The organism is Bacillus cereus group sp. BcHK124 (assembly GCF_027712065.1).
GTDB lineage: Bacteria > Bacillota > Bacilli > Bacillales > Bacillaceae_G > Bacillus_A > Bacillus_A pacificus.
The window spans coordinates 256,897-281,389 of the sequence record NZ_JAQFPJ010000004.1 but is presented as its reverse complement, the minus strand read 5'-3'; the positions used below and the strand labels follow the sequence as shown (position 1 = coordinate 281,389).

Genomic DNA, 24,493 nt, shown 5'->3' with positions numbered 1-24,493 from the left:
GTTTAGACCAAAAGGAGGTGAAAGTGTAATGAGAAAGTACGAAATTATGTACATCATTCGTCCTGGCGTTGAAGAAGAAGCTCAAAAAGCTTTAGTTGAACGTTTTGCAGGTGTTTTAACAAACAATGGTGCAGAAATCATTAACACGAAAGAGTGGGGTAAGCGTCGTTTAGCTTACGAAATCAACGACTTACGTGAAGGTTTCTACATGATCTTAAACGTGAAATCTAACGCAGAAGCGATTAACGAATTCGACCGTTTAGCTAAGATCAACGAAGACATCCTTCGTCATATCGTTGTTAAAGAAGAAGAAAAATAATTGATATATAAGGGAGAGTGGTTCGATTGATGAATCGTGTTATCCTCGTTGGTCGTTTAACTAAGGACCCTGACTTACGTTACACGCCCAATGGTGTTGCAGTAGCTACTTTTACGTTAGCTGTGAATCGCGCATTTGCCAATCAACAAGGTGAGCGTGAAGCTGACTTTATTAATTGTGTAATATGGCGTAAACAAGCAGAAAACGTAGCAAATTATTTGAAAAAAGGTAGCTTAGCAGGCGTAGATGGACGTCTTCAAACTCGTAATTACGAGGGACAAGATGGTAAACGTGTATACGTAACAGAAGTTCTTGCGGAAAGCGTACAATTTTTAGAGCCGCGTAATGGCGGTGGGGAGCAACGCGGTTCATTTAATCAGCAACCATCAGGAGCTGGTTTCGGTAACCAAGGCTCTAACCCATTTGGTCAATCTAGTAATTCAGGTAACCAAGGTAACTCTGGATTTACGAAGAATGACGATCCATTTTCAAATGTAGGTCAACCGATCGACATTTCCGACGACGATTTACCGTTCTAATACAGTAAATTTGTTAGTTTTAACAAAGAATGGAGGGAAATAGACATGGCAGGACGCAAAGGTGGACGTGCGAAACGTCGTAAGGTGTGTTTCTTCACAGCTAACGGCATCACTCGCATCGATTATAAAGATGTTGATTTATTAAAACGTTTCGTTTCTGAGCGTGGTAAAATTTTACCTCGTCGTGTAACAGGAACAAGCGCAAAATACCAACGCAAACTTACAGTTGCAATTAAACGTGCTCGTCAAATGGCACTTTTACCATATGTTGGTGAATAATAGCGTATGAAATGCACAGTAGAGTCGGACTCTACTGTGCATTTTGCTATGCTTTTCTTTTTTGAAAGAGAGGTTAAAATGTGAGGCAAGCGAGATTTATTACTGAAGGAGCCGCGTTGTTGGCTATATATGTAATGTTATTGTTTATATCTATGTATGTTCCGATTTTAGGTACAGTTGTAACGTTTGCATTGCCGTTGCCATTTATATTGTTAACGATAAGATATAAATTATCGAATGCATTTGTAATTTTTACGGCTGCATTTTTAATTGTTGTTTTTGTAAGTCAGCCGATAGGTCTAGTAAAGACGGTCGTATTTGGGTTGATGGGTATTGTTTTAGGGTGCATGTATAAAAAACAAAGAAAGCCATTGGAGATTTTAATAACCGGTTCACTTGCATACTTAATCAGTATTATGCTCATTTATGTTGCCAGTATAAAGTTTTTTAACATAGATTTTATAAAGCAAATACAAAATATGTTTAATAAAAGCGTAGTGCAAAGTGAAAAGATAGCAAGTGTTGCTGGTATGCCGATTAGTAAAGAGCAAAAAGAGTTATTTGTACAAATGAATGATATATTACAAGCGGTATTCCCGAGTATACTTGTGATGGTTTCTGTATGTCTTTCTTGGATTACCATAATAATATCAGGTAGTGCTTTAAAAAAGCTAAAGCATGATGTTATACCTTGGCCTAAGTTCAAAGATATACAATTACCAAAGAGTATTGTTTGGTATTACGTTATATTTATTTTGCTATCAACTTTTATAAAAGTAGAACCGACATCATATTTACATATGGTATTTTCTAACCTATATGTCATATTTGCTTTATTACTAGTGCTGCAAGGCCTGACGTTTATCACTTTTCTAGCGCATAGCAAAGGTTTTACGAAAGGGGTTCCTATTATTAGTTTTATCGCCTGCATGTTTATTCCGATGCTGTTTCCTCTTGTGACAATCTTAGGTATAATTGATTTAGGGATTTCATTGCGTTCTAAAATAGGAGGATAAAATAATATTTCTTATACTATTTTAATCTGTTTAACTAACTGGAAGATAAGTTAGTTTTACTTTATAGGAGTTGTATACATGCCTGAATTTTATAAGAAACAGTGGTTTTTATATCCTGTTTACGTATTGGCATTTTTTGTGTTTGTGCTCATTTCAATTCTCTGTTATTTTCATTTACTAATGGGGATAGTCTCCTTCTTTATTTTTTGTATCGTCCTTTTTGTTGTTGTACGATTTGAACTTACTTTCCAAAAGAATTTTGAAAAACATACGACAGATATGATTACAAGGGTAAAGAAAGTGAGTAATGAGGCATTTAACCAGATGCCAATTGGTATTTTGTTATACAATAAGGATTATGGGATTGATTGGGCAAATCCTTATTTATCTTCATGTCTGGGGCAGCATGCATTGGCTGGATGGCACCTTTATGATGTATCAGAAACGTTACTTCTTTTTATTAAGGGAGAAACGTCCGATGATATAGTCTCTTTAAATAATCGAAAGTTTCGTGTCTTTGTAAGGAAAGAAGAAAAGTTAATTTATTTCTTTGATGTAACAGAACAAACAGAGATTGAAAAGATGTACGAGGATCAACGTACTGTTTTAGCTGTCATTTATTTAGATAATTATGATGAAGTTACACAAGGGTTGGATGATCAATTACGTACGAATATAACAAGTCTTGTAACATCAAGACTAAATGAGTGGGCCGTTAAGTATGGGGCATATTTAAAACGTGCATCTTCAGAAAGATTCTTCGTTGTGTTAAATGAAAGTATTTTAGCGCAGATGGAGAAAGGGAAATTTAGCATTTTAGATCAAGTACGTGAAGAAACATCTAAAAGGAATATACCACTTACATTAAGTGTAGGTGTTGGATCAGGTGATTTACCTTTATCCGAGCTTGGGGCAATGGCTCAATCAGGTTTAGATCTTGCGCTTGGGCGTGGTGGAGATCAAGTAGCTATTAAACAAGCGACAGGTAAAGTTAAGTTTTATGGTGGTAAGACAAATCCGGTGGAAAAACGTACTCGTGTACGTGCCAGAGTGATTTCGCATGCATTAAAGGATTTAGTATTAGAAAGTAGCAATGTCATTATAATGGGGCATAGGGCTCCTGATATGGACGCAATTGGTGCTGCGATTGGTATTTTAAAGGTAGCGCAATTAAATGAGCGCAAAGGATATATTGTGCTCGATGAAAATGATTCTGATAAGGGAATTAAGCGTTTAATGGATAAAGTGAAACAAAATGAAGAGTTATGGTCTCACTTTATTACACCAGAACAAGCGATGGAATTTGCAAATGATGATTCCTTACTTGTTGTTGTTGATACGCATAAACCTTCAATGGTGATGGAAGAAAAGCTGTTACGCAAAATTGAAAATGTAGTTGTGATTGACCATCATCGCCGAGGAGAAGACTTTATTGAGGATCCGTTGCTTGTTTACATGGAGCCATATGCTTCTTCTACGGCAGAGCTTGTTACGGAATTACTTGAATACCAACCGAAAAATTTAAAAATGACAATGTTAGAAGCAACAGCATTATTAGCAGGTATTATTGTTGATACGAAAAGCTTTACATTCCGGACAGGTGCTCGTACGTTTGATGCGGCTTCTTATTTACGCTCACACGGTGCAGATACTGTACTTGTACAAGAGCTTTTAAAAGAAGATATGAATCAGTATTTACGGGTTGCAAAAGCTATTAAAAATGCGTACATTTATACAAATGGAATTGCGATTGCAAAAGTTGATAGCGATGATTACTACGATCAAGTGCTTATTGCGCAATCAGCGGACACATTATTAACAATGACAGGAATTATTGCATCGTTTGTTATTGCAAAACGTGGCGAGAATTTCATTGGAATTAGCGGCAGGTCTTTAGGTGAAGTGAATGTGCAGCTAATTATGGAAAACTTAGGTGGTGGCGGGCATTTAACGAATGCAGCCACACAAATGAAAAATGTTACAGTAGATGAAGCTGAGGAGAAGCTTCGATTTGTTATTGATGACTATTTACAGGGAGGCACACAATCATGAAAGTAATTTTTCTAAAAGACGTAAAAGGTAAAGGGAAAAAAGGGGAAGTAAAAAACGTACCAGATGGTTATGCAAATAACTTCTTACTAAAACAAGGATTAGCTGCTGAAGCGACAAATAGCAGTATGAAAACTTTAGAAGCTCAAAAGCGCAAAGAAGAAAAAGATGCAGCAGCAGAGCTTGAAAATGCAAAACAATTAAAAGAAACGTTAGAGAAATTAACTGTAGAATTAAAGGCTAAATCTGGAGAAGGCGGCCGTCTATTCGGTTCAATCACAAGTAAACAAATCGTAGATGCAATGCAAAAATCTCACAATATTAAACTTGATAAGCGTAAATTTGAAATGGATGATGCAATTCGTGCGTTAGGCTATACAAACGTTACTGTGAAATTGCATCCGCAAGTAACAGCAACAGTAAAAGTTCATGTTAGTGAACAATAAAACTAAGTTAAGCAAGGAGGATTGCGTATGAGTGATGTAATGGCTGATCGTACCCCTCCGCATAATATAGAAGCTGAGCAGGCAGTCTTAGGTGCTATATTGATTGATCAGGATGCATTAACTTCAGCATCGGAACTGTTGGTACCTGACTCATTTTATCGAACGAAACATCAAAAGATTTTTGAAGTCATGCTTGGGCTATCTGATAAGGGGGAGCCAATTGACTTAGTAATGATGACGTCAGCGATGGCTGATCAAGGATTACTAGAAGAAGTTGGTGGGGTTTCTTACTTAGCAGAATTAGCAGAAGTTGTTCCGACTGCTGCTAACGTAGAGTATTATGCAAGAATCATCGCTGAAAAAGCACTGTTACGTCGTTTAATTCGAACGGCGACTCATATTGTGTCTGATGGATATGAGAGAGAAGATGATGTGGATGGTCTTTTAAATGAGGCTGAGAAAAAAATATTAGAAGTATCTCATCAGACGAATGCGAAAGCATTCCAAAATATTAAAGACGTTCTTGTAGATGCTTACGATAAAATCGAACTTTTGCATAATCAAAAAGGTGAAGTGACCGGGATACCGACTGGATTTACTGAATTAGATAAGATGACGGCAGGGTTCCAACGAAATGATTTAATCATCGTGGCGGCACGTCCTTCGGTAGGTAAAACGGCATTTTCATTAAATATCGCACAAAACGTAGCGACGAAAACGGATGAAAATGTAGCGATTTTTAGTCTAGAGATGGGTGCTGATCAGCTTGTTATGCGTATGCTTTGTGCAGAAGGGAATATTGATGCACAAAGACTTCGTACCGGATCGTTAACTTCTGATGATTGGGCGAAATTAACGATGGCAATGGGTAGCCTTTCTAATGCTGGTATTTATATTGATGATACGCCGGGGATTAAAGTAAATGAGATTCGAGCAAAATGTCGTAGATTAAAACAGGAACAGGGTCTTGGTATGATCTTGATTGACTACTTACAGCTTATTCAAGGAAGTGGGAAATCAGGAGAGAACCGTCAGCAGGAAGTATCTGAGATTTCTCGTACACTAAAAGGGATTGCGCGTGAATTACAAGTTCCTGTTATTGCCTTGTCACAGTTATCTCGTGGTGTAGAATCTCGTCAAGATAAACGTCCGATGATGTCTGATATTCGTGAATCGGGAAGTATCGAGCAGGATGCCGATATCGTAGCCTTTCTATATCGTGAAGATTACTATGACCGAGAAACGGAAAATAAAAATACGATTGAAATTATTATTGCAAAGCAGCGTAATGGTCCAGTAGGCTCAGTAGAGCTCGCATTCGTTAAAGAGTTCAATAAGTTCGTTAACTTAGAACGTCGCTTCGAAGATGGACATGCGCCGCCGGCATAACGATAGTATAAAAAAGAAACGCATTTCTTATAATAAGATGTGTTTCTTTTTTTTTATAGAAAAGATAAGGCTTTCATAGTGTGAAAATATAATTCTTACGAACGAAAAAGTTTTTTGGTAAAAAAATGTTCGTTTTTTGGTTGACTTCTTTTTCGGTTTTGGTACAATTATATTGTTTGAATAGATCGTTTGAAAATTGCGGAGGTGCTTTAATAATGTCTTCAGTAGTAGTTGTAGGAACACAATGGGGCGACGAAGGAAAAGGTAAAATCACTGATTTTCTTTCTGAGCATGCGGAAGTAGTTGCAAGATATCAAGGTGGAAATAACGCAGGACATACAATTGTTTTTGGCGGAGTTAAATATAAATTACACTTAATTCCATCTGGTATTTTCTATAAAGAGAAAATTTGTGTAATCGGAAACGGCTTAGTAGTAGATCCGAAAGCATTACTTGAAGAGTTAAAATACTTACACGATCGTGGTGTAAGTACTGATAATTTACGCGTAAGTAACCGTGCGCACGTTATTTTGCCTTATCACTTAAAACAAGATGAGTTAGAAGAAGCAAGTAAAGGTGATAACAAAATCGGTACAACGAAAAAAGGTATCGGTCCTGCATATATGGACAAAGCTGCTCGTATTGGTATTCGTATGGCTGATCTTTTAGACCGTGAAGCATTTAAAGAGAAGCTTGAGCGCAATTTAGCACAAAAAAATCGTTTGTTTGAAAAAATGTACAATACAGAAGGTTTCAGTGTAGAAGAAATCTTCGAAGAGTACTTCGAGTACGGACAACAAATCGCGCAATATGTGTGTGATACGTCTGTTGTATTAAATGATGCATTAGATAATAATCACCGTGTATTATTTGAAGGTGCACAAGGTGTTATGCTTGATATCGACCACGGTACGTATCCGTTTGTTACATCTTCTAACCCAATTGCTGGTGGTGTAACAGTTGGAACTGGAGTTGGTCCTGCAAAAGTTACTCGCGTTGTAGGTGTATGTAAAGCATATACAAGCCGTGTAGGTGATGGTCCATTCCCTACTGAGCTTCATGACGAAATTGGTCATCAAATTCGTGAAGTTGGTCGTGAGTATGGAACGACAACTGGTCGTCCACGCCGCGTAGGTTGGTTTGATAGCGTTGTTGTAAGACATGCGCGTCGTGTTAGTGGTTTAACAGATTTATCATTAAACTCTATCGACGTTCTAACTGGTATTCCAACTCTTAAAATTTGTGTTGCTTACAAATACAATGGCGAAGTTATCGATGAAGTTCCAGCAAACTTAAACATTTTAGCGAAATGTGAGCCTGTATACGAAGAGCTTCCAGGTTGGACAGAAGATATTACTGGTGTAAGATCATTAGACGAGCTTCCTGAGAATGCAAGAAAATACGTAGAACGTGTTTCTGAGTTAACAGGAATTCAATTATCTATGTTCTCAGTTGGACCAGATCGTAACCAAACGAATATCGTTCGTAACGTATACGAAGCTTAATTGATATTTTTAAGAAAAAACTCATGTCCGCATGAGTTTTTTCTTATTTTTTATAAAAAAATAAAAAAGGTATTGCAAAAAATAAATAAAACATGTTATGATACATCTTGTCGTCACGAAAATATGACGTTGGTGAGTATGAGCCATTAGCTCAGTTGGTAGAGCATCTGACTTTTAATCAGAGGGTCGAAGGTTCGAGTCCTTCATGGCTCACCATTTTATTTTTCGTGGCCCGTTGGTCAAGTGGTTAAGACACCGCCCTTTCACGGCGGTAACACGGGTTCGAATCCCGTACGGGTCATGTTTTTTTATGTTCATTTTTGGTCCCGTGGTGTAGTGGTTAACATGCCTGCCTGTCACGCAGGAGATCGCCGGTTCGACCCCGGTCGGGACCGCCACTTTTGTTTATACCACCATTAGTGGTTTTATATATAGTTTTGGCTCGGTAGCTCAGTCGGTAGAGCAGAGGACTGAAAATCCTCGTGTCGGCGGTTCGATTCCGTCCCGAGCCACTCTCAGGATATTAAGTGGGCCCACTTAATATCCTTTTTATTTGTGTAATTTTACAAAATTGAGTAGTTATTTTAAAATAGAATGAGGAGCCTCTAGCAGTTGAAGCTAGAGGTTTTTCTATAGATCGTATAGGATTCCGTGTAAAAGTGGATCATACATGAGTCTGTGAGAATAGAGGAGAAAGTACTTAAGCAAAAGATGCGGTCATATAGGGACATACTATGTAGACATCAATGTGTTTAGGGATATTGACCATATTTTTACCCCGCTATTTAATGGGCAGTAAGGCCTTCACCTTAAAATTCAGCGAAAGCAAAGAAGTTAGGTGGAGGGAGGGCTGCCCGTAAAAGCCCAATTGGTGAGGGCTGATTAAAGCTTCACTTTATAAGGAGGAAATAAACGATGATGGGAAAGAAAATTTTAGTAGTTGATGATGAAAAGCCGATTGCAGATATTTTGAAGTTCAACCTAGAAAAAGAAGGTTTTGAAATTGTAATGGCGCATGATGGTGATGAAGCAATTGAAAAAGCAACTGAAGAACAACCAGATATGGTTTTATTAGATATTATGCTACCAGGTAAGGATGGCTTAGAGGTTTGCCGTGAAATACGTAAAAGCTCAGAAATGCCGATTATTATGCTTACAGCGAAGGACTCTGAAATCGATAAAGTATTAGGACTTGAGCTTGGGGCAGATGATTATGTAACGAAGCCATTTAGTACGAGGGAATTACTTGCTCGCGTGAAGGCGAATTTACGTCGCCATCAGCAAGGTGGTGCGGCAGAAAAAGAAGAAAATACGGAAATGGTTATTGGACCAATTGTTATCAATCCAAATGCGTATAGTGTAACGAAACGTGAGGAAAATATTGAGCTTACACACCGTGAATTTGAGCTATTACATTATTTAGCAAAACATTTAGGACAAGTTATGACACGTGAACATTTATTGCAAACAGTTTGGGGTTATGACTATTTTGGAGATGTACGTACAGTGGATGTAACAGTACGTCGTCTACGTGAAAAAATCGAAGATAATCCAAGTCATCCTACATTAATTGTCACTAGACGTGGAGTAGGGTATTACTTGCGTGACCCAGAGCAGGAATAGTATATGAAGAAAGTCGGTTTTTTTCAATCTATTCATTTAAAATTTGTACTCATATATATGCTATTAATATTGATAGCTATGCAAGTTATTGGGGTATATTTCGTAAGAGAGTTAGAAAAGAGTCTTGTACAAGGTTTTAGAGATTCTTTAACGCAACAAACGAACTTATTATCGTATAACTTGAAACAAGAGTTTAAAAAAAGTTATACAAAAGCAGAGACAGAATCAACAGGTGAAACGATTAAAACTTCTATTCGAAAATTTGCCTCTGATCGAAAGAAGGATATTCAAGAAGTAAGTGTATTTGATGCGAATAGAAAGCTGCTCGCTATTTCAGATGAGTCAAAGCAAAACAAGGTAAATAGAACGTCAACTGATATAGCTGTTCAGCGGGTATTGGTACAAAAAAAACCAGAAGTGAAAATTGAGAAGGATGGTCGTACAGGTCACCGTGTACAAGTTATGATTACTCCTATTATGGATGATAACAACAAAGATGCACTTGGTGCTATTTACGTTGTTGCATCCATGGAAGATGTTTATAAGCAGATGAAGGATATTAATCAAATCTTTGCGACTGGAACCGTTATTGCATTACTCGTAACAGCTGTACTTGGAATTTTGTTAGCTCAAACGATTACGAGACCAATCTCTGATATGCGAAGACAAGCAATTGAAATGGCGAAAGGAAACTATTCAAGAAAAGTAAAAGTGCACAGCCATGATGAAATTGGACAATTAGCATTATCTTTCAATAATTTATCAAAAAAATTACAACAAGCTCGTTCTTCAACAGAAAGTGAAAGACGTAAATTGTCATCCGTATTATCACATATGACAGATGGAGTAATTGCTACTGATCGAAAAGGGGACATTATTTTATTAAATGATCCTGCGGAAAAGATGCTAAATGTTTCGCGTGAAACGGCGCTCGATCAATCTGTTTTAGAAGTATTGGGAATACAAGAAGAATTTACGCTCGATCATTTATACGAAGAGCCGGATTCTGTTTTATTAGATTTTAGTACGAGAAATGAGCCATATATTTTACGCGCTAGTTTCTCTGTTATTCAAAAAGAGACAGGGAAAGCAAATGGTTTAATTGCCGTATTATATGATGTGACTGAGCAGGAGCGTATAGAAAGAGAACGCCGCGAGTTTGTAGCAAACGTCTCTCATGAATTAAGAACGCCATTAACGACAATGCGCAGTTACTTAGAGGCACTTACAGACGGTGCATGGCAGGATCCAAATATTGCACCACAATTTTTAACAGTTACACAAGAAGAAACAGAAAGAATGATTAGACTTGTAAATGCATTATTGCAACTATCTAAACTCGATAGTACAGAACATCGTTTAATGAAAGAATGGGTCGACTTTACTGACTTCTTTAATAACATTATTGATCGTTTTGAAATGTCTAAAGAGCAAAACGTAAGCTTCAAACGATCTTTCTCTAAAAAATCTCGATTTATTGATATGGATACGGATAAAATTACGCAAGTATTGTATAACATTATTTCGAATGCATTAAAGTATTCGCCAGAAGGTGGAACAGTAACATATCGCTTACGTGATCGCGGAGAATTATTAGAGATTAGTGTAAGTGACCAAGGAATGGGTATTCCGAAAGAAAACGTTGATAAAATCTTTGAACGTTTTTATCGCGTAGATAAAGCACGTTCAAGACAAATGGGCGGTACAGGACTTGGATTAGCGATTGCGAAAGAAATGATTGAGGCACATGGTGGCTCAATTTGGGCAAAGAGTGAGGAAGGAAAAGGGACAACGATTTATTTCACATTGCCTATGGCAGCAGATGAAGAGGACGAATGGGAATGAGTATGGAGAATGTTAAAACGATAGTTTTAATTAATTTAGTTGTAATTAGTCTATTTCTTACTTTTAACTTATGGACGTATGTGCCAGATTCCACATCTATGCAAAATGCAAAATTTGTACAGGGGAATGAGGGAAATACTCAAACTAAAATCGCTGATGTTGTCCGCCCTACTTCTATCATCGTGCATAAAGATAAAAATCATTACGGGAGCAAAAGAGAGGGAGATATAGAATCAATCTATAGAACTTTGGAAGCAGGGGAATTAAATGAGTTCAAAGAGATATCGATTGCTAAGGCTGACTTCCTTTCTTATGTTCATGGTGAAGGGAAAATTGAACTTATTTTCCCTACCAACATCCCATTTGATGCAGTTAAATCTATGTTTAGTATGAAAGAAAAAAGTATAGCTAAGCCTAAACACTTTAATCGAATTATTCTTGATCCTTCTAGAAGTAGGGATCAAGAAATTAAAATTAATTTTGTTTCTGATGGTGATAACTCTAGAATATATGAAGCAAAATTAAGTGGTGTGTATTTAAAAGATATTGTAAATGCACAAAATCAATTTATAGTATCAGCGAAACCTTATTTTGACTATCAAATTAATGATATGAAAAAGTTATTTTTACCAGATGGAACGACAGAATTAAGTAATATAACATATATTTCATCTAATTTGGCGGTTGATACATTTAAGAATGCTCTTTTTAGTGATCCACGTTATTTAAGCCCTATTATCGAGAGGTCGAAAGAAATATTTACAGATGGTATTAGGTCTATGGAGATTGAAAACGATCAGCATATGCTAAAGTATAAAAATTCTTCTGTTTTAAGTGAGAAAAAGCCAGATAATTTAATGCTTTTACAAAAAAGTTTTGATTTTGTAAATGGTCACAGTGGGAGTTTGGATTCATATCGTTTGGACTATATGAATAAAGGACAGACAGTATTCCGCTTACAGGAAGATGGATATCCCGTATTCAATACAGATGGATTAGCTGAATTGAGACAAGTATGGGGATCGGAAGAAGTAATGGAATATGAAAGACCGTTACTTTCTTTAAATACGAAAGGTATAGAGCAGAAGGTTACTCTTCCGTCAGGTCATGTTGTAATAGCATCCTTAGAAAATAATGCCGCGGTAGATAAAAAATCTATTAAAGATATTGGGATTGGATACAAATTATCACTAGATGGGCAAGTAGCGCGACTACAGCCAATTTGGTATGTAAAGTTTGTTGAAGATGAAGCTGGCAAACAAAAAATATATGAGTGGAATGAGGGAGGACTAAATGGATTGGGATCGGATTAAAACCATATTTATTGTGACCTTTTTTGTTTTGGACCTCTTTCTCATTTTTCAATTCATTCAAAAGCAAGATAGTAATCAATTGGAGCTTATTGCAGAAACAAAGATAGATCAAGAATTAAAAGCAAACAAAATTACTATGGGTAATTTTCCTAAAGAACCGAAAAAAGAGTCATTTATTAGGGCTGAAAACAAGACATTTAAAGAAGAAGACGTACAGTCTTTAAAAAATCAAACGGCGCATATACAAAATATGTATAAGATAGAAAGTAAGCTAAAAGAGCCCTTTTTAAATACAAAATCTTTATCCAAAGATAAGTATAATGATTTTTTGAAGAACTATGTATTAGATGGACAAAAGTATGAGTTTGGGGCGATGAAAGACTCTAAAATTTACTTCTTCCAAAAATATAAAGATAAGCCTATTTTCTATAACGATCAGGCAATGATTGTTGTGGAATTAAATGAAAAAAATGAACTTGTGTCGTACACGCAGACGATGCTAACAGGTTTAAAAGAAATGGGCGAAAGTGAAAAAACGAAACAGCAAGAAATTATTACTGCCCAAACTGCTTTAGAAAATCTGTATTTAAAAAATAAAATTCATGGGAATACACATGTAAAAGAAGCGCAAATTGGTTATGCCAACCTTACCGCATCTACTTCTAATAACCAAGTACTTGCTCCAACGTGGAACTTAAAGACGGAGCAGAAGCAGGACTTCTTTGTAAATGCAATTGAAGGACAAGTTATGGAATTAGGGGAAAAGGAAAATCAAGTGGTTGATGAACATACTGGAGTGAGAAAGAATGGGATTGCATTTTAGCGTACTTGCAAGTGGAAGTACAGGGAATATGCTATATGTAGGAACAGACGAAAAGAAGTTACTTGTCGATGCAGGTTTAAGTGGTAAAGCAACTGAGGCTTTATTTAAACAGGCAGAATTAAATATAAACGATGTATCGGGTATTCTTGTAACACATGAACATAGTGATCATATTAAAGGATTAGGTGTATTGGCACGTAAATATGATTTACCTGTTTATGCAAATGAGAAAACATGGAATGCAATGGAACACTTAATAGGAAATATCCCAACTGAGCAAAAGTTTATTTTCTCAGTTGGGGATGTAAAAACATTCGGTGATATTGAGGTCGAGTCATTTGGAGTTTCACATGACGCGGCAGAGCCGATGTTCTATGCTTTTCATAACAATAATAGAAAGTTAGCTCTTATTACAGATACAGGATACGTGAGTGACCGTATGAAAGGTGTTATTAAGGGGGCTAATGCTTTCGTGTTTGAAAGCAATCATGACGTGGAAATGCTTCGTATGGGACGCTATCCATGGAGTATTAAGCGACGTATTTTAAGCGATGTGGGGCACGTTTGTAATGAAGATGCTGCATTAGCGATGGCGGATGTAATTACAGATGAGACAAAGCATATTTATTTAGCCCATTTAAGTTTAGATAATAACATGAAAGAACTGGCGCGTATGTCAGTATCACAAGTATTAGAGGAAAAGGGATTTGGAGTGGGAGAAGCTTTTGAAATCCACGATACAGATCCAAAAATGCCTACAAAAATTCAATACGTATAATTCTCCATTTTAGTAAACAATAAAGGTGAATATAGTTGTTTTCAGGAAGATGGGTGAACAAATATGTCCTTTATTGATGGAGAAAATTATCGTATGAAACGTGCAAGGAAAAAGAAGCATAAAGGTATTGTTATTTCTAGCATAGCAGGAACAATTGTAGGAGCTTCGTTATTTGCATTTGGAGCTCCTTTATTTTCAAATGATACGGACGCGTTTCCGCAAGCTGAAGCAAGTGGAAGTAATATGGCGGAAGCTCAAGGCATTAAACAGATTAGTTTTGTGGATGCTGTTGATCGTGCGTCTGAAGCTGTTGTTGGAGTTATTAATATTCAACGAGATAATTTTTCAGAGGCAGATTCAGAAGCAGGTACGGGATCAGGTGTAATTTATAAGAAGACAGATGGTCAAGCTTATATTGTAACGAATAATCATGTTGTTGCTGGAGCAAATCGTATTGAAGTAAGTTTAAGTGACGGTAAGAAGGTTCCAGGAAAGGTATTAGGAACCGATGTAGTCACAGATTTGGCTGTACTAGAGATAGATGCAAAGCATGTGAAAAAAGTAATTGAGATTGGCGATTCTAATACTGTTCGTAGAGGAGAACCAGTCATTGCGATTGGAAACCCACTCGGGCTCCAATTTTCTGGAACTGTCACACAAGGTATTATTTCAGCTAATGAGCGTATTGTCCCTGTAGATTTAGATCAAGATGGACATTATGATTGGCAAGTAGAAGTGTTGCAAACAGACGCAGCAATTAATCCGGGTAATAGTGGTGGTGCGCTTGTAAATGCAGCGGGTCAATTAATTGGTATTAACTCAATGAAAATTGCGGCAAAAGAAGTAGAAGGAATTGGGCTAGCTATTCCTGTTACTAGAGCTGTTCCAATTATGAATGAATTAGAGAAGTACGGAAAAGTAAGAAGACCGTATGTTGGAATTGAACTGAGATCATTAAATGAAATTCCAAACTACTATTGGTCAAAAACATTGCATTTACCAGGCAATGTAACAGAGGGAGTTTGCATTTTAGATGTGAAAAGTCCTTCGCCAGGTACAGATGCTGGTTTGCGAGAACACGATGTGATTGTAGCAGTAGATGGGAAACCAGTTCGCGATATTATCGGATTCCGTACGGCCTTATATGATAAAAAAATTAATGATAAAATGACTCTTACGTTTTATCGTGGTACAAAACGAGCAACAACAACGGTTAAACTAGGCATTCAAAAGTATTAAAAACAGGAGGGCCTACCTCCTGTTTTCTATTGTAGAAAAGTGAGGTGAAGAATATGAACTTACCTTGTTGTTTAGAACATGTTGAATTAGCTTTAGATATTATTGTGGATGAGTGTGAAGTGCCACCGGTTATTAACAATGTGGATAACTCAGAAAAAGAGAAAAAAACATGTGAATTTTGTCAAAATGAGGCGACATATGTTGTATCGAACACAGATTCTCACACAATATGTGGGTAACAATTGTGGATATGTGGATAAGTTATGTGGATAACATGTTTGTAAGGTGGGGAATACGTGTGAATATCTCGATTATTTCAATTGGGAAATTAAAAGAAAAATATTTAAAACAAGGTATAGCAGAATACTTAAAACGATTATCTGCATACGCAAAAGTAGAAGTAATTGAATTGCCAGATGAAAAGGCACCAGAAAATTTAAGTGAAGCAGAAATGTTAATTGTAAAAGAAAAAGAAGGTATACGTATACTAGATAAAATTTCTGATGATACGCATGTCATTGCGTTAGCGATAGAAGGAAAGCAAAAATCATCAGAAGAATTTGCAGTAAGCTTAGATCGTCTTGCTACATATGGGAAGAGTAAAGTTGCCTTTGTAATTGGTGGATCACTTGGACTAAGTTCAGAAGTAATGAAACGTTCAAATGAATCTCTTTCTTTTTCAAAGATGACACTACCACACCAATTAATGCGATTAGTATTGCTTGAGCAAGTGTATAGAGCATTTCGTATTAATCGTGGGGAACCGTATCATAAATAGTAATAGTACATTCAAACGGCTACAGATGTGGCCGTTTTCTATATTTCCTAAAATAAGTATGTTTCTATTTCTAAAAAAGTATGCTGTAATATGAAGAGGAAAAAGTATAAGTAGTCATAGAAGTGAGGAGTTAAAGGTGAAGAAGTTTAAGAAATTTTACTTGGAGATTACGAGTGTATGTAATCTTGCGTGCAGCTTTTGTCCGCCGACGGAAAGACAGAAGCAATTCATTTCTGTGGAGGATTTTGCAAAAAGGTTAGACCAAATTAAACCACACACAGACTACATTTATTTGCACGTGAAGGGTGAGCCGTTGCTGCATCCAAAAATAGATCAATTGTTAGATTTAAGCCATGAAAAAGGGTTTAAAGTTAATATTACAACGAACGGAACGTTAATTAATAAGAGAAGGCATAGATTGTTAAATAAGCCTGCTTTAAGACAAATGAATTTTTCACTGCATAGTTTTGATGGGCACCCAGGTTCACAAGATAAAGAGGGGTATGTAAGAAGTATACTTTCCTTCATTAGAGAGGCGACAAGTCAATCAGATTTAATTGTTTCACTAAGATTATGGAATTTAACGCAGGATAATAAAACGAATGCTGAAATTCAGAAGAATAGAGAGTTATTATCCATCATTGAAAATGAGTTTGATCTATCTTATCAAATTGAAGAGAAGCTTACACCAGGAAAAGGTATAAAAATTGCGGAGCGTGTCTTTATTAATCAAGACTATGAATTCCAGTGGCCAGCATTACATGAAGAAGAGGATGATGGAAAAGGATTCTGTCACGGGCTTCGAAATCAAGCAGGTATTTTAGCGAACGGAACGGTTATTCCTTGTTGTTTAGATGGTGAAGGGATTATTAACCTTGGAAATATTAATAATGATTCATTTTCTAACATTATAGAAGGCGAAAGAGCAACAAACATTGTTGATGGATTTTCGAGAAGAGTGGCAGTCGAAGAGCTATGTAGAAAATGTGGATACCGTAAAAGATTTGGAAAGTAAATATGAAATAAGCCCTCATAAAGCGAGGGCTTATTTTTTATTCTTGATAAGAGCGCTCTAATTCATCAATTAAGGAACCAACGTAAGAAACAGCCCTGCGGATTGCGTCTGGCTTTGACATATCGACTCCGGCATGTTTCATTAATTCAAGTGGTTTCATCGTACCACCAGCGCGAAGTACATCTAACCAGCGATCAACGGCAGGTTGTCCTTCTTCTTTAATCATTTGAGCTACTGCAGTAGATGCAGTGAGGCCTGCGGAATACGTGTAAGAATATAAGCCCATATAATAATGAGGTTGACGCATCCAGGTTAAGCCAGCACCTTCATCAATTTCTACGGAGTCTCCCCAGAATGTTGAAAGTACATTTGCTTTTATTTCAGTTAAAGTTGTAGCTGTAAGTGCTCCACCTTCTTCTGCTAGGCTGTATACTCTTCTTTGATATTCTCCCTCAAGTAAGTGAGTAACAAAGTTGTGATAATATGTGCCAAGTAGTTGCAGGATTACCCATCTGCGCATTCTCTTATCGTCATTCGTCGCTAATAAATGCTGGGCTAATAGTAATTCATTCATTGTAGATGGTGCTTCAACGAAGTACATAGATGGACGTACATTCATAATACGTTGGTTTTTATTTGCTAAATAAAAATGACCAGCATGCCCAAATTCATGAGCTAATGTGAAGCAGCCACGCATCGTATTTTGCCATGTAATTAAAATGTACGGATGAGAACCATATGGACTTGAACAAAATGCTCCAGTTGATTTGCCTACGTTATCTGCAAGGTCGACCCATCTTTCTTTGAATCCTTTTTCGATAATGGCACTATATTCATCGCCAAGTACTTGTAAAGATTCTTGAATGAGTTTTCCTGCTTCTTCGTAAGTAATTGCTGGATTAAATTCGGGATCTAAAGGTGCATGTAAGTCACAGAACAGCATTTGATCGAGTCCCAATACTTTCTTTTTTAAATCTGCAAAACGGCGCATATGAGGTGCTAATTCTTTATAAATAATATCGAGTTGATTGTTATACATTTCAAGTGGAACTTTTTGAGGTTCTAAAAGCATATGAGTAACAGATTCAAATTTGCGTAAACGAGAGAGTGTTACTTGTTTTTTTACCTCGGTAGCATATGTTGTTGCCACGGTATTCTTATATCGCTTCAAGGTGGATACAAATGATGAGTATGCCTTTCTGCGTATGTCTACGCTTGGAGAAAACTCATATTTACTTTCAAATAATGCAAATGAGACAGGGAGTTCGTTTCCTTGTTCGTCTTGTATGGAATTAAAATCCATATCGGCTAATTTAGTCATGCCGTAAATTTTGTATGGAGAACTATGTACTTCACCAAGTGCAGCAAGTGCTTCTTCAGTTTCAGGAGAGAGCGTGTGCTGCCTTTTTTGTAATATGTCTAGTAATGATTTACGGAAAGGTTCAAGTTTTGTTTCTTGAGTTAAATATTTTTCAATTGTTCCTTCTTCTAATGAGAGAATTTCATTATGAATAAAGGATAGCGCCGTATGTACTTTCGTCCATAAAGCGGAAATTTTGGAAGAGTTCGCTTGAACAACTGGGTTTGTACGGTCGGTAGATTCTTTTAAATTTGCGTAGGAGTATAATTTTGTTAACTTCATTAAAAGCTCTTCTTCTAAAAGTAGGCAATGTAATAAGGTCGTGGGACTAGTGTGTAATTGACCTTTAAACGCATCAAGTTTTTTTATATCATCTGTTAATACACGTAATGCAGTTTCCCACTCTTTATCAGATTCGTATAAATCAGAGAGGTCCCATGTTAATTCAGTAGGAACGTCTGCACGAATATGACGTTTCTCAATAGTTTTTTTCATTTGCTATATCCCCCTTATTATAAGTATTTAAAAACATAATACTAGAAAATTCAGTAAAATGAAAATATTTTACATTTCTATATATGAAAAAGAAGGACAAGCATAAAACTGCTTGTCCTTCGAGTTAAATTTAAAAATTAATATACTTTATCACCGTTGAAAATAGAGTTTTTCACGACTACATAATCCACAGTACGAATAGAGTCTAATTTTGTTCCACCAGCGTAAGAGATAGAAGATTGAAGATCTTGTTCCATTTCGATTAAAGTGTCTTCTAAAGAACCTTTATGCTCAACGAACATTTTCTTACCTTCAACGTTTTTCTTCTCACCTTTTTGGAATTCAGAAGCTGAACCGAAGTACTCTTTATAAAGTTTGCCGTCTTTTTCGATTGTTTCCCCTGGAGACTCTTCATGACCAGCGAATAGAGAACCGATCATAACCATAGTCGCCCCAAATCGAATAGATTTAGCTACGTCGCCATGTGTACGAATACCACCGTCAGCGATAATTGGTTTACTTGCAGCTTTTGCACACCAGCGAAGTGCAGCTAGTTGCCAACCACCAGTTCCAAAGCCTGTTTTAATTTTAGTAATACAAACTTTACCAGGTCCAATACCAACTTTTGTTGCGTCAGCACCAGCGTTTTCTAATTCTCTTACCGCTTCTGGAGTTCCAACGTTTCCAGCGATAACGAAGCTTTCTGGTAAATGCTTTTTAATATGTTGAATCATGTTGATTACAGCATTAGAATGTCCATGCGCGATATCAATCGTGATGTATTCAGGTGTAAGGTGTTCAGCAGCTAACTGTTGTACGAATTCATACTCGTCCGCTTTTACACCAACGCTAATAGAAGCGATTAATCCACGTGATTGCATATCTCTAATGAATGAGATTCGTTTCTCTGGTTGGAAACGATGCATGATATAGAAGTAATTATTTTCAGCTAAATAAGTTGCAATTCTTTCATCAATAATCGTTTGCATATTTGCAGGTACGACAGGTAATTTAAATTTATGTTTACCTAAAGTGACAGTTGTATCACATTCAGAGCGGCTGTTCACAATACATTTTGCAGGAATTAATTGAATATCTTCATAGTCGAATACGTTTTCCATCATTTACACCCCTAAAATACGAATATTTTATTTTTATTAATCAAAAATGTTCGTCCATATGATAATTTACATTGTTTTCATTAAAAAGTCAAAGGATTTCTTAACGTTTTTTTTAAAAGTAGATTTTATATCTAAAAAACAACGTTAAAAACGAATTTAAAACGTTTTTTTGTTTGTATTGTTCGTTTATAAAAAGGGTTGAAAAATTAAGATAATTATACAAGGGTGTATGTATTCTTTTTATTTTTTGGAGTGGATGTAGGATTCTATGAAAAGGTTAATGCTAACAATACGAGCAAAAGATGTTATCAAGTAGTTGAACAATATATGAAATGCTAAGGTTTATTTCTATGTAAAAAGATGAATCTGGCATAATCCATCTTTTTATGTGAGGTTTCAAGTATAATAAGTAGGGCGATAGTAACGTATACAAAAGATAAAAAAGAAAATAATACAGAATAAAATGAGGTTAATATATGAGTAAAAAAGGGTTTTTTGAGTATAAATTAAGTAAAGAAATTGTAAGGGCACTTACGGGGTTAGGGTATGATCATCCAACAGAAGTACAAGGTGAGGTTATTCCAGTCGCATTACAAAAGAAGGATCTTGTTGTGAAGTCCCAGACGGGAAGTGGAAAAACAGCTTCATTTGGTATTCCACTTTGTGAGATGGTGGAGTGGGAAGAGAATAAACCACAAGCATTAGTTTTAACACCAACGAGAGAGCTTGCGGTACAGGTGAAAGAAGATATTACAAATATAGGGCGATTCAAAAGAATTAAAGCCGCCGCAATTTATGGTAAGTCCCCATTTGCACGTCAAAAATTAGAGTTAAAGCAAAAGACGCATATTGTAGTAGGGACTCCAGGGCGTGTATTGGATCATATTGAAAAAGGGACCCTTTCTTTAGAGCGATTAAAATATTTAGTGATTGATGAAGCGGACGAAATGCTAAACATGGGCTTTATCGATCAAGTAGAGGCAATTATTGATGAATTACCTACAAATAGAATGACAATGCTATTTTCAGCAACTTTACCGGAAGATGTTGAAAGGTTATCACGTACATATATGAATGCACCAACTCATATTGAAATTAAAGCGGCTGGGATTACGACGGATAAAATTGAACATACCCTTTTTGAGGCGATAGAAGACGAGAAGCTTTCACTACTTAAAGATGTAACAACGATTGAGAATCCTGATAGCTGTATTATTTTCTGCCGTACACAAGAAAATGTAGATCATGTATATAGACAATTAAAACGAGCTAACTATCCTTGTGACAAAATACATGGTGGTATGGTACAAGAAGATCGTTTTGAAGTCATGGATGATTTTAGAAAAGGAAAATTCCGTTATTTAGTAGCAACAGACGTAGCTGCGAGAGGAATTGATATTGATAATATTACACATGTTATTAATTATGATATTCCACTTGAAAAAGAAAGCTATGTACATCGTACTGGAAGAACGGGACGAGCTGGAAATAGTGGAAAAGCTATTACATTTATAACACCATATGAAAATAGATTTTTAGAAGAGATTGAGGAGTATATTGGCTTTGAAATTCCAAAGGCAATTGGACCTTCAAAAGAAGAAGTTATGAAAGGGAAAGCTGCATTTGAAGAAAAGATACATGCTAAACCAATTATAAAGAAAGATAAAAATGCAGACATCAACAAAGGCATTATGAAGCTGTACTTTAATGGCGGGAAGAAAAAGAAAATTAGGGCGGTAGATTTCGTCGGTACAATTGCTAAAATTAAAGGTGTTACAGCAGAAGATATAGGTATTATTACGATACAAGATAATGTTTCTTACGTCGAAATATTAAATGGAAAAGGACCACTTGTCTTGAAAGTCATGAAGACTACAACGATTAAAGGGAAACAACTAAAAGTTCATGAAGCAATTAAGTAAATAAAAACTATCCACTTTAATAGGTGGATAGTTTTTTATTTATGATTCTTTTAAATCATCCACTAGTTGCTCCGCTAAACGTCTATACATATTACTCATAGTCACGAAGGATGTTAGTAGTAGAAATTTTTCTAGCTTTGTGTCTTCTAAGGAAGAAATCTCATTTACTTCTGTAACACGGTTATTTACGTCTTGTTTAAAGCTTTCGACATTGCTTTCAGTAAGAGCAAGATAATTTTTGTATAACGTATTTAATTCGAATGAATCATCATTTAATAAGGAGTCATTTATAGTTTCTAATGAACTTTTTATGTCGTTAATGGAAAGAGCACCTTTTAATTGATAAATTAGGCTAATTAAAATCATATGCTCTTTTGAATATTTTTTATTTTTGATAGGGATGAATAGTTTCCCTTTTGCGTAATTATTAATCATCGTTTTTGTTAATACTTTTTCATCATCAGTTCTCGTTGTATCTGCATAAGTATTCTCAAATAGTTGGACAACTTGATCTACATATAAGTCAACATTTGGAATATCCTCAAGTTTAATATTTTTTTCTAAATGCAATGTCTCAAGTAATTCATTTATATTTTCCACGTAGAATCCCTCACTTTTATAACTTAGTGGAACTTAATGTCTAATACATCCTTAAATATGGTATTACGAAACAAATAAATTGTAAATGTTGACCTTAAAAAGAAATGTGTATATAATTACATGTAGTTATTGAAACTACATGTAATTATATGGGGGTGTTATTATGAATGCTTATGTAAGGGAACCAGTTAATGCATTTACTCACTTAGGTGGAGCGATATTATCATTTATTGCCTTATTAGCTATGCTTGTGAAAGTTTCTATCAAGATGCCATCATTTGCTGCAATTACAGCTGTTATTTTGTTTGGGATTGGAATGATGGTCCTTTATACGGCATCAGCTGTATATCATAGTGTTGTGGCCAATGAACGTGTTATTTACTTCTTTAGGAAGCTAGATCATTCTATGATTTTTATATTAATTGCAGGTACATATGCACCCTTTTGCTTAATTACATTAAATTCAGCAAGTGGTTTGCTATTATTTTGTTTAGTCTATGCAACTGCGATTTGTGGCATTGTGTTTAAAATGTTTTGGTTTAATTGTCCAAGATGGTTATCGACAGCAATTTATATTACGATGGGTTGGTTAATTGTTTTATTCTTTGCGCCTTTAGCTGAGAATTTAAGTACAGGAGGCATTGTTTTCTTAGTACTTGGGGGCATTTTTTATACAATTGGTGGATTTATTTATGGAACAAAGCCAAAATGGCTAGAGTTTAAATATATGGGACATCATGAAATTTTTCACGTTTTTGTATTATTAGGTAGTCTTGCACATTTTCTAAGTGTATATTGTTACGTAATTTAATAAGAAAAACGCCACATAACAAAAATTATGTGGCGTTTTTCTTATTACTTGATTGGAATCGTATATGTTATAAAATTATTATGGGATAAAATGTAAGTTTCTGTGTTCGCATATTAAACATAGGATAAGAAATATGTGATATACTTTGAGAAGTTTATAATGAATGAAATATGGAGGACTATAATTATGGCAATACTTGTAACAGGTGGAGCAGGGTATATTGGTAGTCATACATGTGTAGAATTACTAAATAGCGGTTACGAAATTATAGTAGTTGATAATCTTTCGAATAGCTCGGTAGAATCTATAAATCGAGTGAAAGAAATAACAGGAAAACAATTTAAGTTTTATAAAGAAGATGTTTTAAATCAAGAAGCACTTGACGCAATTTTTGAAGAAAATGCAATCGAAGCAGTTATTCACTTTGCAGGATTTAAAGCTGTAGGGGAATCAGTAGCAATTCCATTAACATATTATCATAACAACATTACGAGCACTTTAGTGCTATGTGAAGTAATGCAGAAACATAATGTAAAGAAGATGATTTTTAGTTCATCCGCAACTGTATATGGTATCCCGGAAACGTCACCGATTACAGAGGAGTTTCCATTAAGTGCAACAAATCCATATGGTCAAACGAAATTAATGATTGAGCAAATTATGCGTGATGTAGCATTTGCAGATAGAGAATGGAGTATCGCGTTACTTCGCTATTTCAACCCATTTGGTGCACATGAAAGTGGACGTATTGGAGAGGATCCAAATGGAATTCCAAATAACTTAATGCCATATGTCACACAAGTGGCAGTAGGTAAGCTAAAAGAATTAAGTGTATTTGGAAATGACTACCCAACGAAAGATGGAACAGGCATCCGTGACTACATACATGTTGTAGACTTAGCAAAAGGTCACGTAAAAGCGCTAGAGAAAGTACTGAATACAACAGGAGTAGATGCTTATAATCTGGGCACAGGTACAGGGTATAGTGTACTTGAGATGGTTGAGGCATTTGAAAGGGTTTCAGGAAAGAAAGTTCCTTATAAAATTACAGAGCGTCGTCCTGGTGATGTGGCAATATGTTTTGCAGATGCATCAAAGGCAAAACGTGAACTAGGATGGGAAGCAAAACGTGGATTAGAAGAAATGTGTGCAGATTCTTGGAGATGGCAATCAAATAATAAAAATGGCTATTTGGAAGTTTAATATGTAAATACAAAAATGACCTTTG

The 24,493-nt window shown here is 35.9% G+C and carries 23 protein-coding genes and 4 tRNA genes; 24 read left to right on the top strand and 3 right to left on the bottom strand.

The annotated features are described in order from the left end of the window. The first annotated feature begins 28 nt into the window (after positions 1 to 28). The 21 genes from rpsF to PDK19_RS09630 all read left to right on the top strand — a co-directional run bounded on the left by rpsF (position 29) and on the right by PDK19_RS09630 (position 16,956). Positions 29 to 319 (top strand): 30S ribosomal protein S6, encoded by a 291-nt coding sequence (rpsF, locus tag PDK19_RS09730; RefSeq protein ID WP_001233778.1) that lies wholly within the window; start codon positions 29 to 31, stop codon positions 317 to 319. Positions 320 to 345: 26 nt separating this feature from the next. Further along, positions 346 to 858: a single-stranded DNA-binding protein gene (gene ssb / locus PDK19_RS09725; protein WP_000981966.1), complete on the top strand. Its 513-nt coding sequence runs from the start codon at positions 346 to 348 to the stop codon at positions 856 to 858. Between the two features lie 45 nt (positions 859 to 903). After that, positions 904 to 1,137 carry a 30S ribosomal protein S18 gene (gene rpsR, locus PDK19_RS09720; RefSeq protein WP_000918873.1) on the top strand — a complete coding sequence of 78 codons (234 nt, stop codon included), beginning with the start codon at positions 904 to 906 and terminating at the stop codon, positions 1,135 to 1,137. 134 nt (positions 1,138 to 1,271) lie between these two features. Then, entirely contained in the window at positions 1,272 to 2,153 is an 882-nt protein-coding gene (locus PDK19_RS09715; protein WP_074567402.1) for a YybS family protein, read from the top strand. A gap of 78 nt (positions 2,154 to 2,231) precedes the next feature. Further along, on the top strand, positions 2,232 to 4,205 hold the full coding sequence (locus tag PDK19_RS09710) for a DHH family phosphoesterase (protein ID WP_001113898.1): 1,974 nt from the start codon (positions 2,232 to 2,234) through the stop codon (positions 4,203 to 4,205). Continuing rightward, positions 4,202 to 4,648, top strand: a complete 447-nt coding sequence (rplI, locus tag PDK19_RS09705) for a 50S ribosomal protein L9 (protein WP_000864231.1) — start codon at positions 4,202 to 4,204, stop codon at positions 4,646 to 4,648. Before PDK19_RS09710 ends, rplI begins: the two co-directional genes overlap by 4 nt. A gap of 27 nt (positions 4,649 to 4,675) precedes the next feature. After that, entirely contained in the window at positions 4,676 to 6,037 is a 1,362-nt protein-coding gene (gene dnaB, locus PDK19_RS09700) for a replicative DNA helicase (RefSeq protein WP_001286244.1), read from the top strand. 215 nt (positions 6,038 to 6,252) lie between these two features. Then, positions 6,253 to 7,542: an adenylosuccinate synthase gene (locus tag PDK19_RS09695; protein ID WP_270707027.1), complete on the top strand. Its 1,290-nt coding sequence runs from the start codon at positions 6,253 to 6,255 to the stop codon at positions 7,540 to 7,542. 140 nt (positions 7,543 to 7,682) lie between these two features. Then, a tRNA-Lys gene (locus PDK19_RS09690) sits at positions 7,683 to 7,758 on the top strand. 13 nt (positions 7,759 to 7,771) lie between these two features. Beyond that, positions 7,772 to 7,843 (top strand) — tRNA-Glu (locus tag PDK19_RS09685). 21 nt (positions 7,844 to 7,864) lie between these two features. Beyond that, positions 7,865 to 7,940 (top strand) — tRNA-Asp (locus PDK19_RS09680). A 41-nt stretch (positions 7,941 to 7,981) separates the two neighbouring features. Then, positions 7,982 to 8,054: transfer RNA gene (locus tag PDK19_RS09675), tRNA-Phe, on the top strand. Positions 8,055 to 8,457: 403 nt separating this feature from the next. Beyond that, complete coding sequence (gene walR, locus PDK19_RS09670; RefSeq protein ID WP_000971872.1) at positions 8,458 to 9,165, top strand: cell wall metabolism DNA-binding response regulator WalR; 708 nt, start codon at positions 8,458 to 8,460, stop codon at positions 9,163 to 9,165. 3 nt (positions 9,166 to 9,168) lie between these two features. After that, positions 9,169 to 11,010, top strand: a complete 1,842-nt coding sequence (gene walK / locus PDK19_RS09665; RefSeq protein WP_000755380.1) for a cell wall metabolism sensor histidine kinase WalK — start codon at positions 9,169 to 9,171, stop codon at positions 11,008 to 11,010. After that, entirely contained in the window at positions 11,007 to 12,323 is a 1,317-nt protein-coding gene (locus PDK19_RS09660; RefSeq protein ID WP_014893385.1) for a YycH family regulatory protein, read from the top strand. Before walK ends, PDK19_RS09660 begins: the two co-directional genes overlap by 4 nt. After that, complete coding sequence (locus tag PDK19_RS09655; RefSeq protein ID WP_000383736.1) at positions 12,304 to 13,146, top strand: two-component system regulatory protein YycI; 843 nt, start codon at positions 12,304 to 12,306, stop codon at positions 13,144 to 13,146. The genes PDK19_RS09660 and PDK19_RS09655 overlap by 20 nt, the downstream gene beginning before the upstream one ends. Beyond that, entirely contained in the window at positions 13,130 to 13,924 is a 795-nt protein-coding gene (locus PDK19_RS09650; RefSeq protein ID WP_000522836.1) for an MBL fold metallo-hydrolase, read from the top strand. Before PDK19_RS09655 ends, PDK19_RS09650 begins: the two co-directional genes overlap by 17 nt. Before the next feature lie 63 nt (positions 13,925 to 13,987). Then, positions 13,988 to 15,163, top strand: a complete 1,176-nt coding sequence (locus PDK19_RS09645) for a S1C family serine protease (protein WP_000008058.1) — start codon at positions 13,988 to 13,990, stop codon at positions 15,161 to 15,163. Between the two features lie 53 nt (positions 15,164 to 15,216). Continuing rightward, positions 15,217 to 15,402 carry a CxxH/CxxC protein gene (locus PDK19_RS09640; protein WP_001052835.1) on the top strand — a complete coding sequence of 62 codons (186 nt, stop codon included), beginning with the start codon at positions 15,217 to 15,219 and terminating at the stop codon, positions 15,400 to 15,402. 59 nt (positions 15,403 to 15,461) lie between these two features. Next, the gene (gene rlmH / locus PDK19_RS09635; protein WP_001027003.1) at positions 15,462 to 15,941 is read left to right on the top strand and encodes a 23S rRNA (pseudouridine(1915)-N(3))-methyltransferase RlmH; all 480 of its coding nucleotides are present in this window, start codon (positions 15,462 to 15,464) and stop codon (positions 15,939 to 15,941) included. Positions 15,942 to 16,077: 136 nt separating this feature from the next. After that, the gene (locus PDK19_RS09630; protein ID WP_000713634.1) at positions 16,078 to 16,956 is read left to right on the top strand and encodes a radical SAM/SPASM domain-containing protein; all 879 of its coding nucleotides are present in this window, start codon (positions 16,078 to 16,080) and stop codon (positions 16,954 to 16,956) included. Positions 16,957 to 16,993: 37 nt separating this feature from the next. Here the strand turns inward: PDK19_RS09630 and pepF are convergent, their stop codons facing one another. Beyond that, on the bottom strand, positions 16,994 to 18,811 hold the full coding sequence (pepF, locus tag PDK19_RS09625; RefSeq protein ID WP_000750877.1) for an oligoendopeptidase F: 1,818 nt from the start codon (positions 18,809 to 18,811) through the stop codon (positions 16,994 to 16,996). 137 nt (positions 18,812 to 18,948) lie between these two features. Continuing rightward, entirely contained in the window at positions 18,949 to 19,932 is a 984-nt protein-coding gene (gene guaC / locus PDK19_RS09620; protein WP_000432432.1) for a GMP reductase, read from the bottom strand. Between the two features lie 476 nt (positions 19,933 to 20,408). On the opposite strand from guaC, the gene dbpA reads away from it, so the two are divergent. Then, on the top strand, positions 20,409 to 21,854 hold the full coding sequence (dbpA, locus tag PDK19_RS09615) for an ATP-dependent RNA helicase DbpA (protein ID WP_000037423.1): 1,446 nt from the start codon (positions 20,409 to 20,411) through the stop codon (positions 21,852 to 21,854). A gap of 39 nt (positions 21,855 to 21,893) precedes the next feature. Here the strand turns inward: dbpA and PDK19_RS09610 are convergent, their stop codons facing one another. Beyond that, positions 21,894 to 22,454, bottom strand: a complete 561-nt coding sequence (locus PDK19_RS09610; protein WP_000427879.1) for a DUF1836 domain-containing protein — start codon at positions 22,452 to 22,454, stop codon at positions 21,894 to 21,896. A 163-nt stretch (positions 22,455 to 22,617) separates the two neighbouring features. Here PDK19_RS09610 and trhA point away from each other — a divergent pair, with 163 nt between their 5' ends. Beyond that, a complete protein-coding gene (gene trhA, locus PDK19_RS09605) occupies positions 22,618 to 23,265 on the top strand; it encodes a PAQR family membrane homeostasis protein TrhA (protein ID WP_000995364.1) in 648 nt (215 codons plus the stop codon). A 186-nt stretch (positions 23,266 to 23,451) separates the two neighbouring features. Continuing rightward, a complete protein-coding gene (gene galE / locus PDK19_RS09600; protein WP_000996533.1) occupies positions 23,452 to 24,468 on the top strand; it encodes a UDP-glucose 4-epimerase GalE in 1,017 nt (338 codons plus the stop codon). Positions 24,469 to 24,493 lie beyond the last annotated feature (25 nt).

Coding starts and splice junctions, on each gene's coding strand:
- rpsF (WP_001233778.1), top strand. CDS start 29: ATGAGAAAGTACGAAATTATGTACATCATTCGTCCTGGCGTTGAAGAA.
- rpsR (WP_000918873.1), top strand. CDS start 904: ATGGCAGGACGCAAAGGTGGACGTGCGAAACGTCGTAAGGTGTGTTTC.
- PDK19_RS09715 (WP_074567402.1), top strand. CDS start 1,272: ATGTTATTGTTTATATCTATGTATGTTCCGATTTTAGGTACAGTTGTA.
- PDK19_RS09710 (WP_001113898.1), top strand. CDS start 2,232: ATGCCTGAATTTTATAAGAAACAGTGGTTTTTATATCCTGTTTACGTA.
- rplI (WP_000864231.1), top strand. CDS start 4,202: ATGAAAGTAATTTTTCTAAAAGACGTAAAAGGTAAAGGGAAAAAAGGG.
- dnaB (WP_001286244.1), top strand. CDS start 4,676: ATGAGTGATGTAATGGCTGATCGTACCCCTCCGCATAATATAGAAGCT.
- PDK19_RS09695 (WP_270707027.1), top strand. CDS start 6,253: ATGTCTTCAGTAGTAGTTGTAGGAACACAATGGGGCGACGAAGGAAAA.
- walR (WP_000971872.1), top strand. CDS start 8,458: ATGATGGGAAAGAAAATTTTAGTAGTTGATGATGAAAAGCCGATTGCA.
- walK (WP_000755380.1), top strand. CDS start 9,169: ATGAAGAAAGTCGGTTTTTTTCAATCTATTCATTTAAAATTTGTACTC.
- PDK19_RS09660 (WP_014893385.1), top strand. CDS start 11,007: ATGAGTATGGAGAATGTTAAAACGATAGTTTTAATTAATTTAGTTGTA.
- PDK19_RS09655 (WP_000383736.1), top strand. CDS start 12,304: ATGGATTGGGATCGGATTAAAACCATATTTATTGTGACCTTTTTTGTT.
- PDK19_RS09650 (WP_000522836.1), top strand. CDS start 13,130: ATGGGATTGCATTTTAGCGTACTTGCAAGTGGAAGTACAGGGAATATG.
- PDK19_RS09645 (WP_000008058.1), top strand. CDS start 13,988: ATGTCCTTTATTGATGGAGAAAATTATCGTATGAAACGTGCAAGGAAA.
- PDK19_RS09640 (WP_001052835.1), top strand. CDS start 15,217: ATGAACTTACCTTGTTGTTTAGAACATGTTGAATTAGCTTTAGATATT.
- pepF (WP_000750877.1), bottom strand. CDS start 18,811: ATGAAAAAAACTATTGAGAAACGTCATATTCGTGCAGACGTTCCTACT.
- guaC (WP_000432432.1), bottom strand. CDS start 19,932: ATGGAAAACGTATTCGACTATGAAGATATTCAATTAATTCCTGCAAAA.
- dbpA (WP_000037423.1), top strand. CDS start 20,409: ATGAGTAAAAAAGGGTTTTTTGAGTATAAATTAAGTAAAGAAATTGTA.
- trhA (WP_000995364.1), top strand. CDS start 22,618: ATGAATGCTTATGTAAGGGAACCAGTTAATGCATTTACTCACTTAGGT.
- galE (WP_000996533.1), top strand. CDS start 23,452: ATGGCAATACTTGTAACAGGTGGAGCAGGGTATATTGGTAGTCATACA.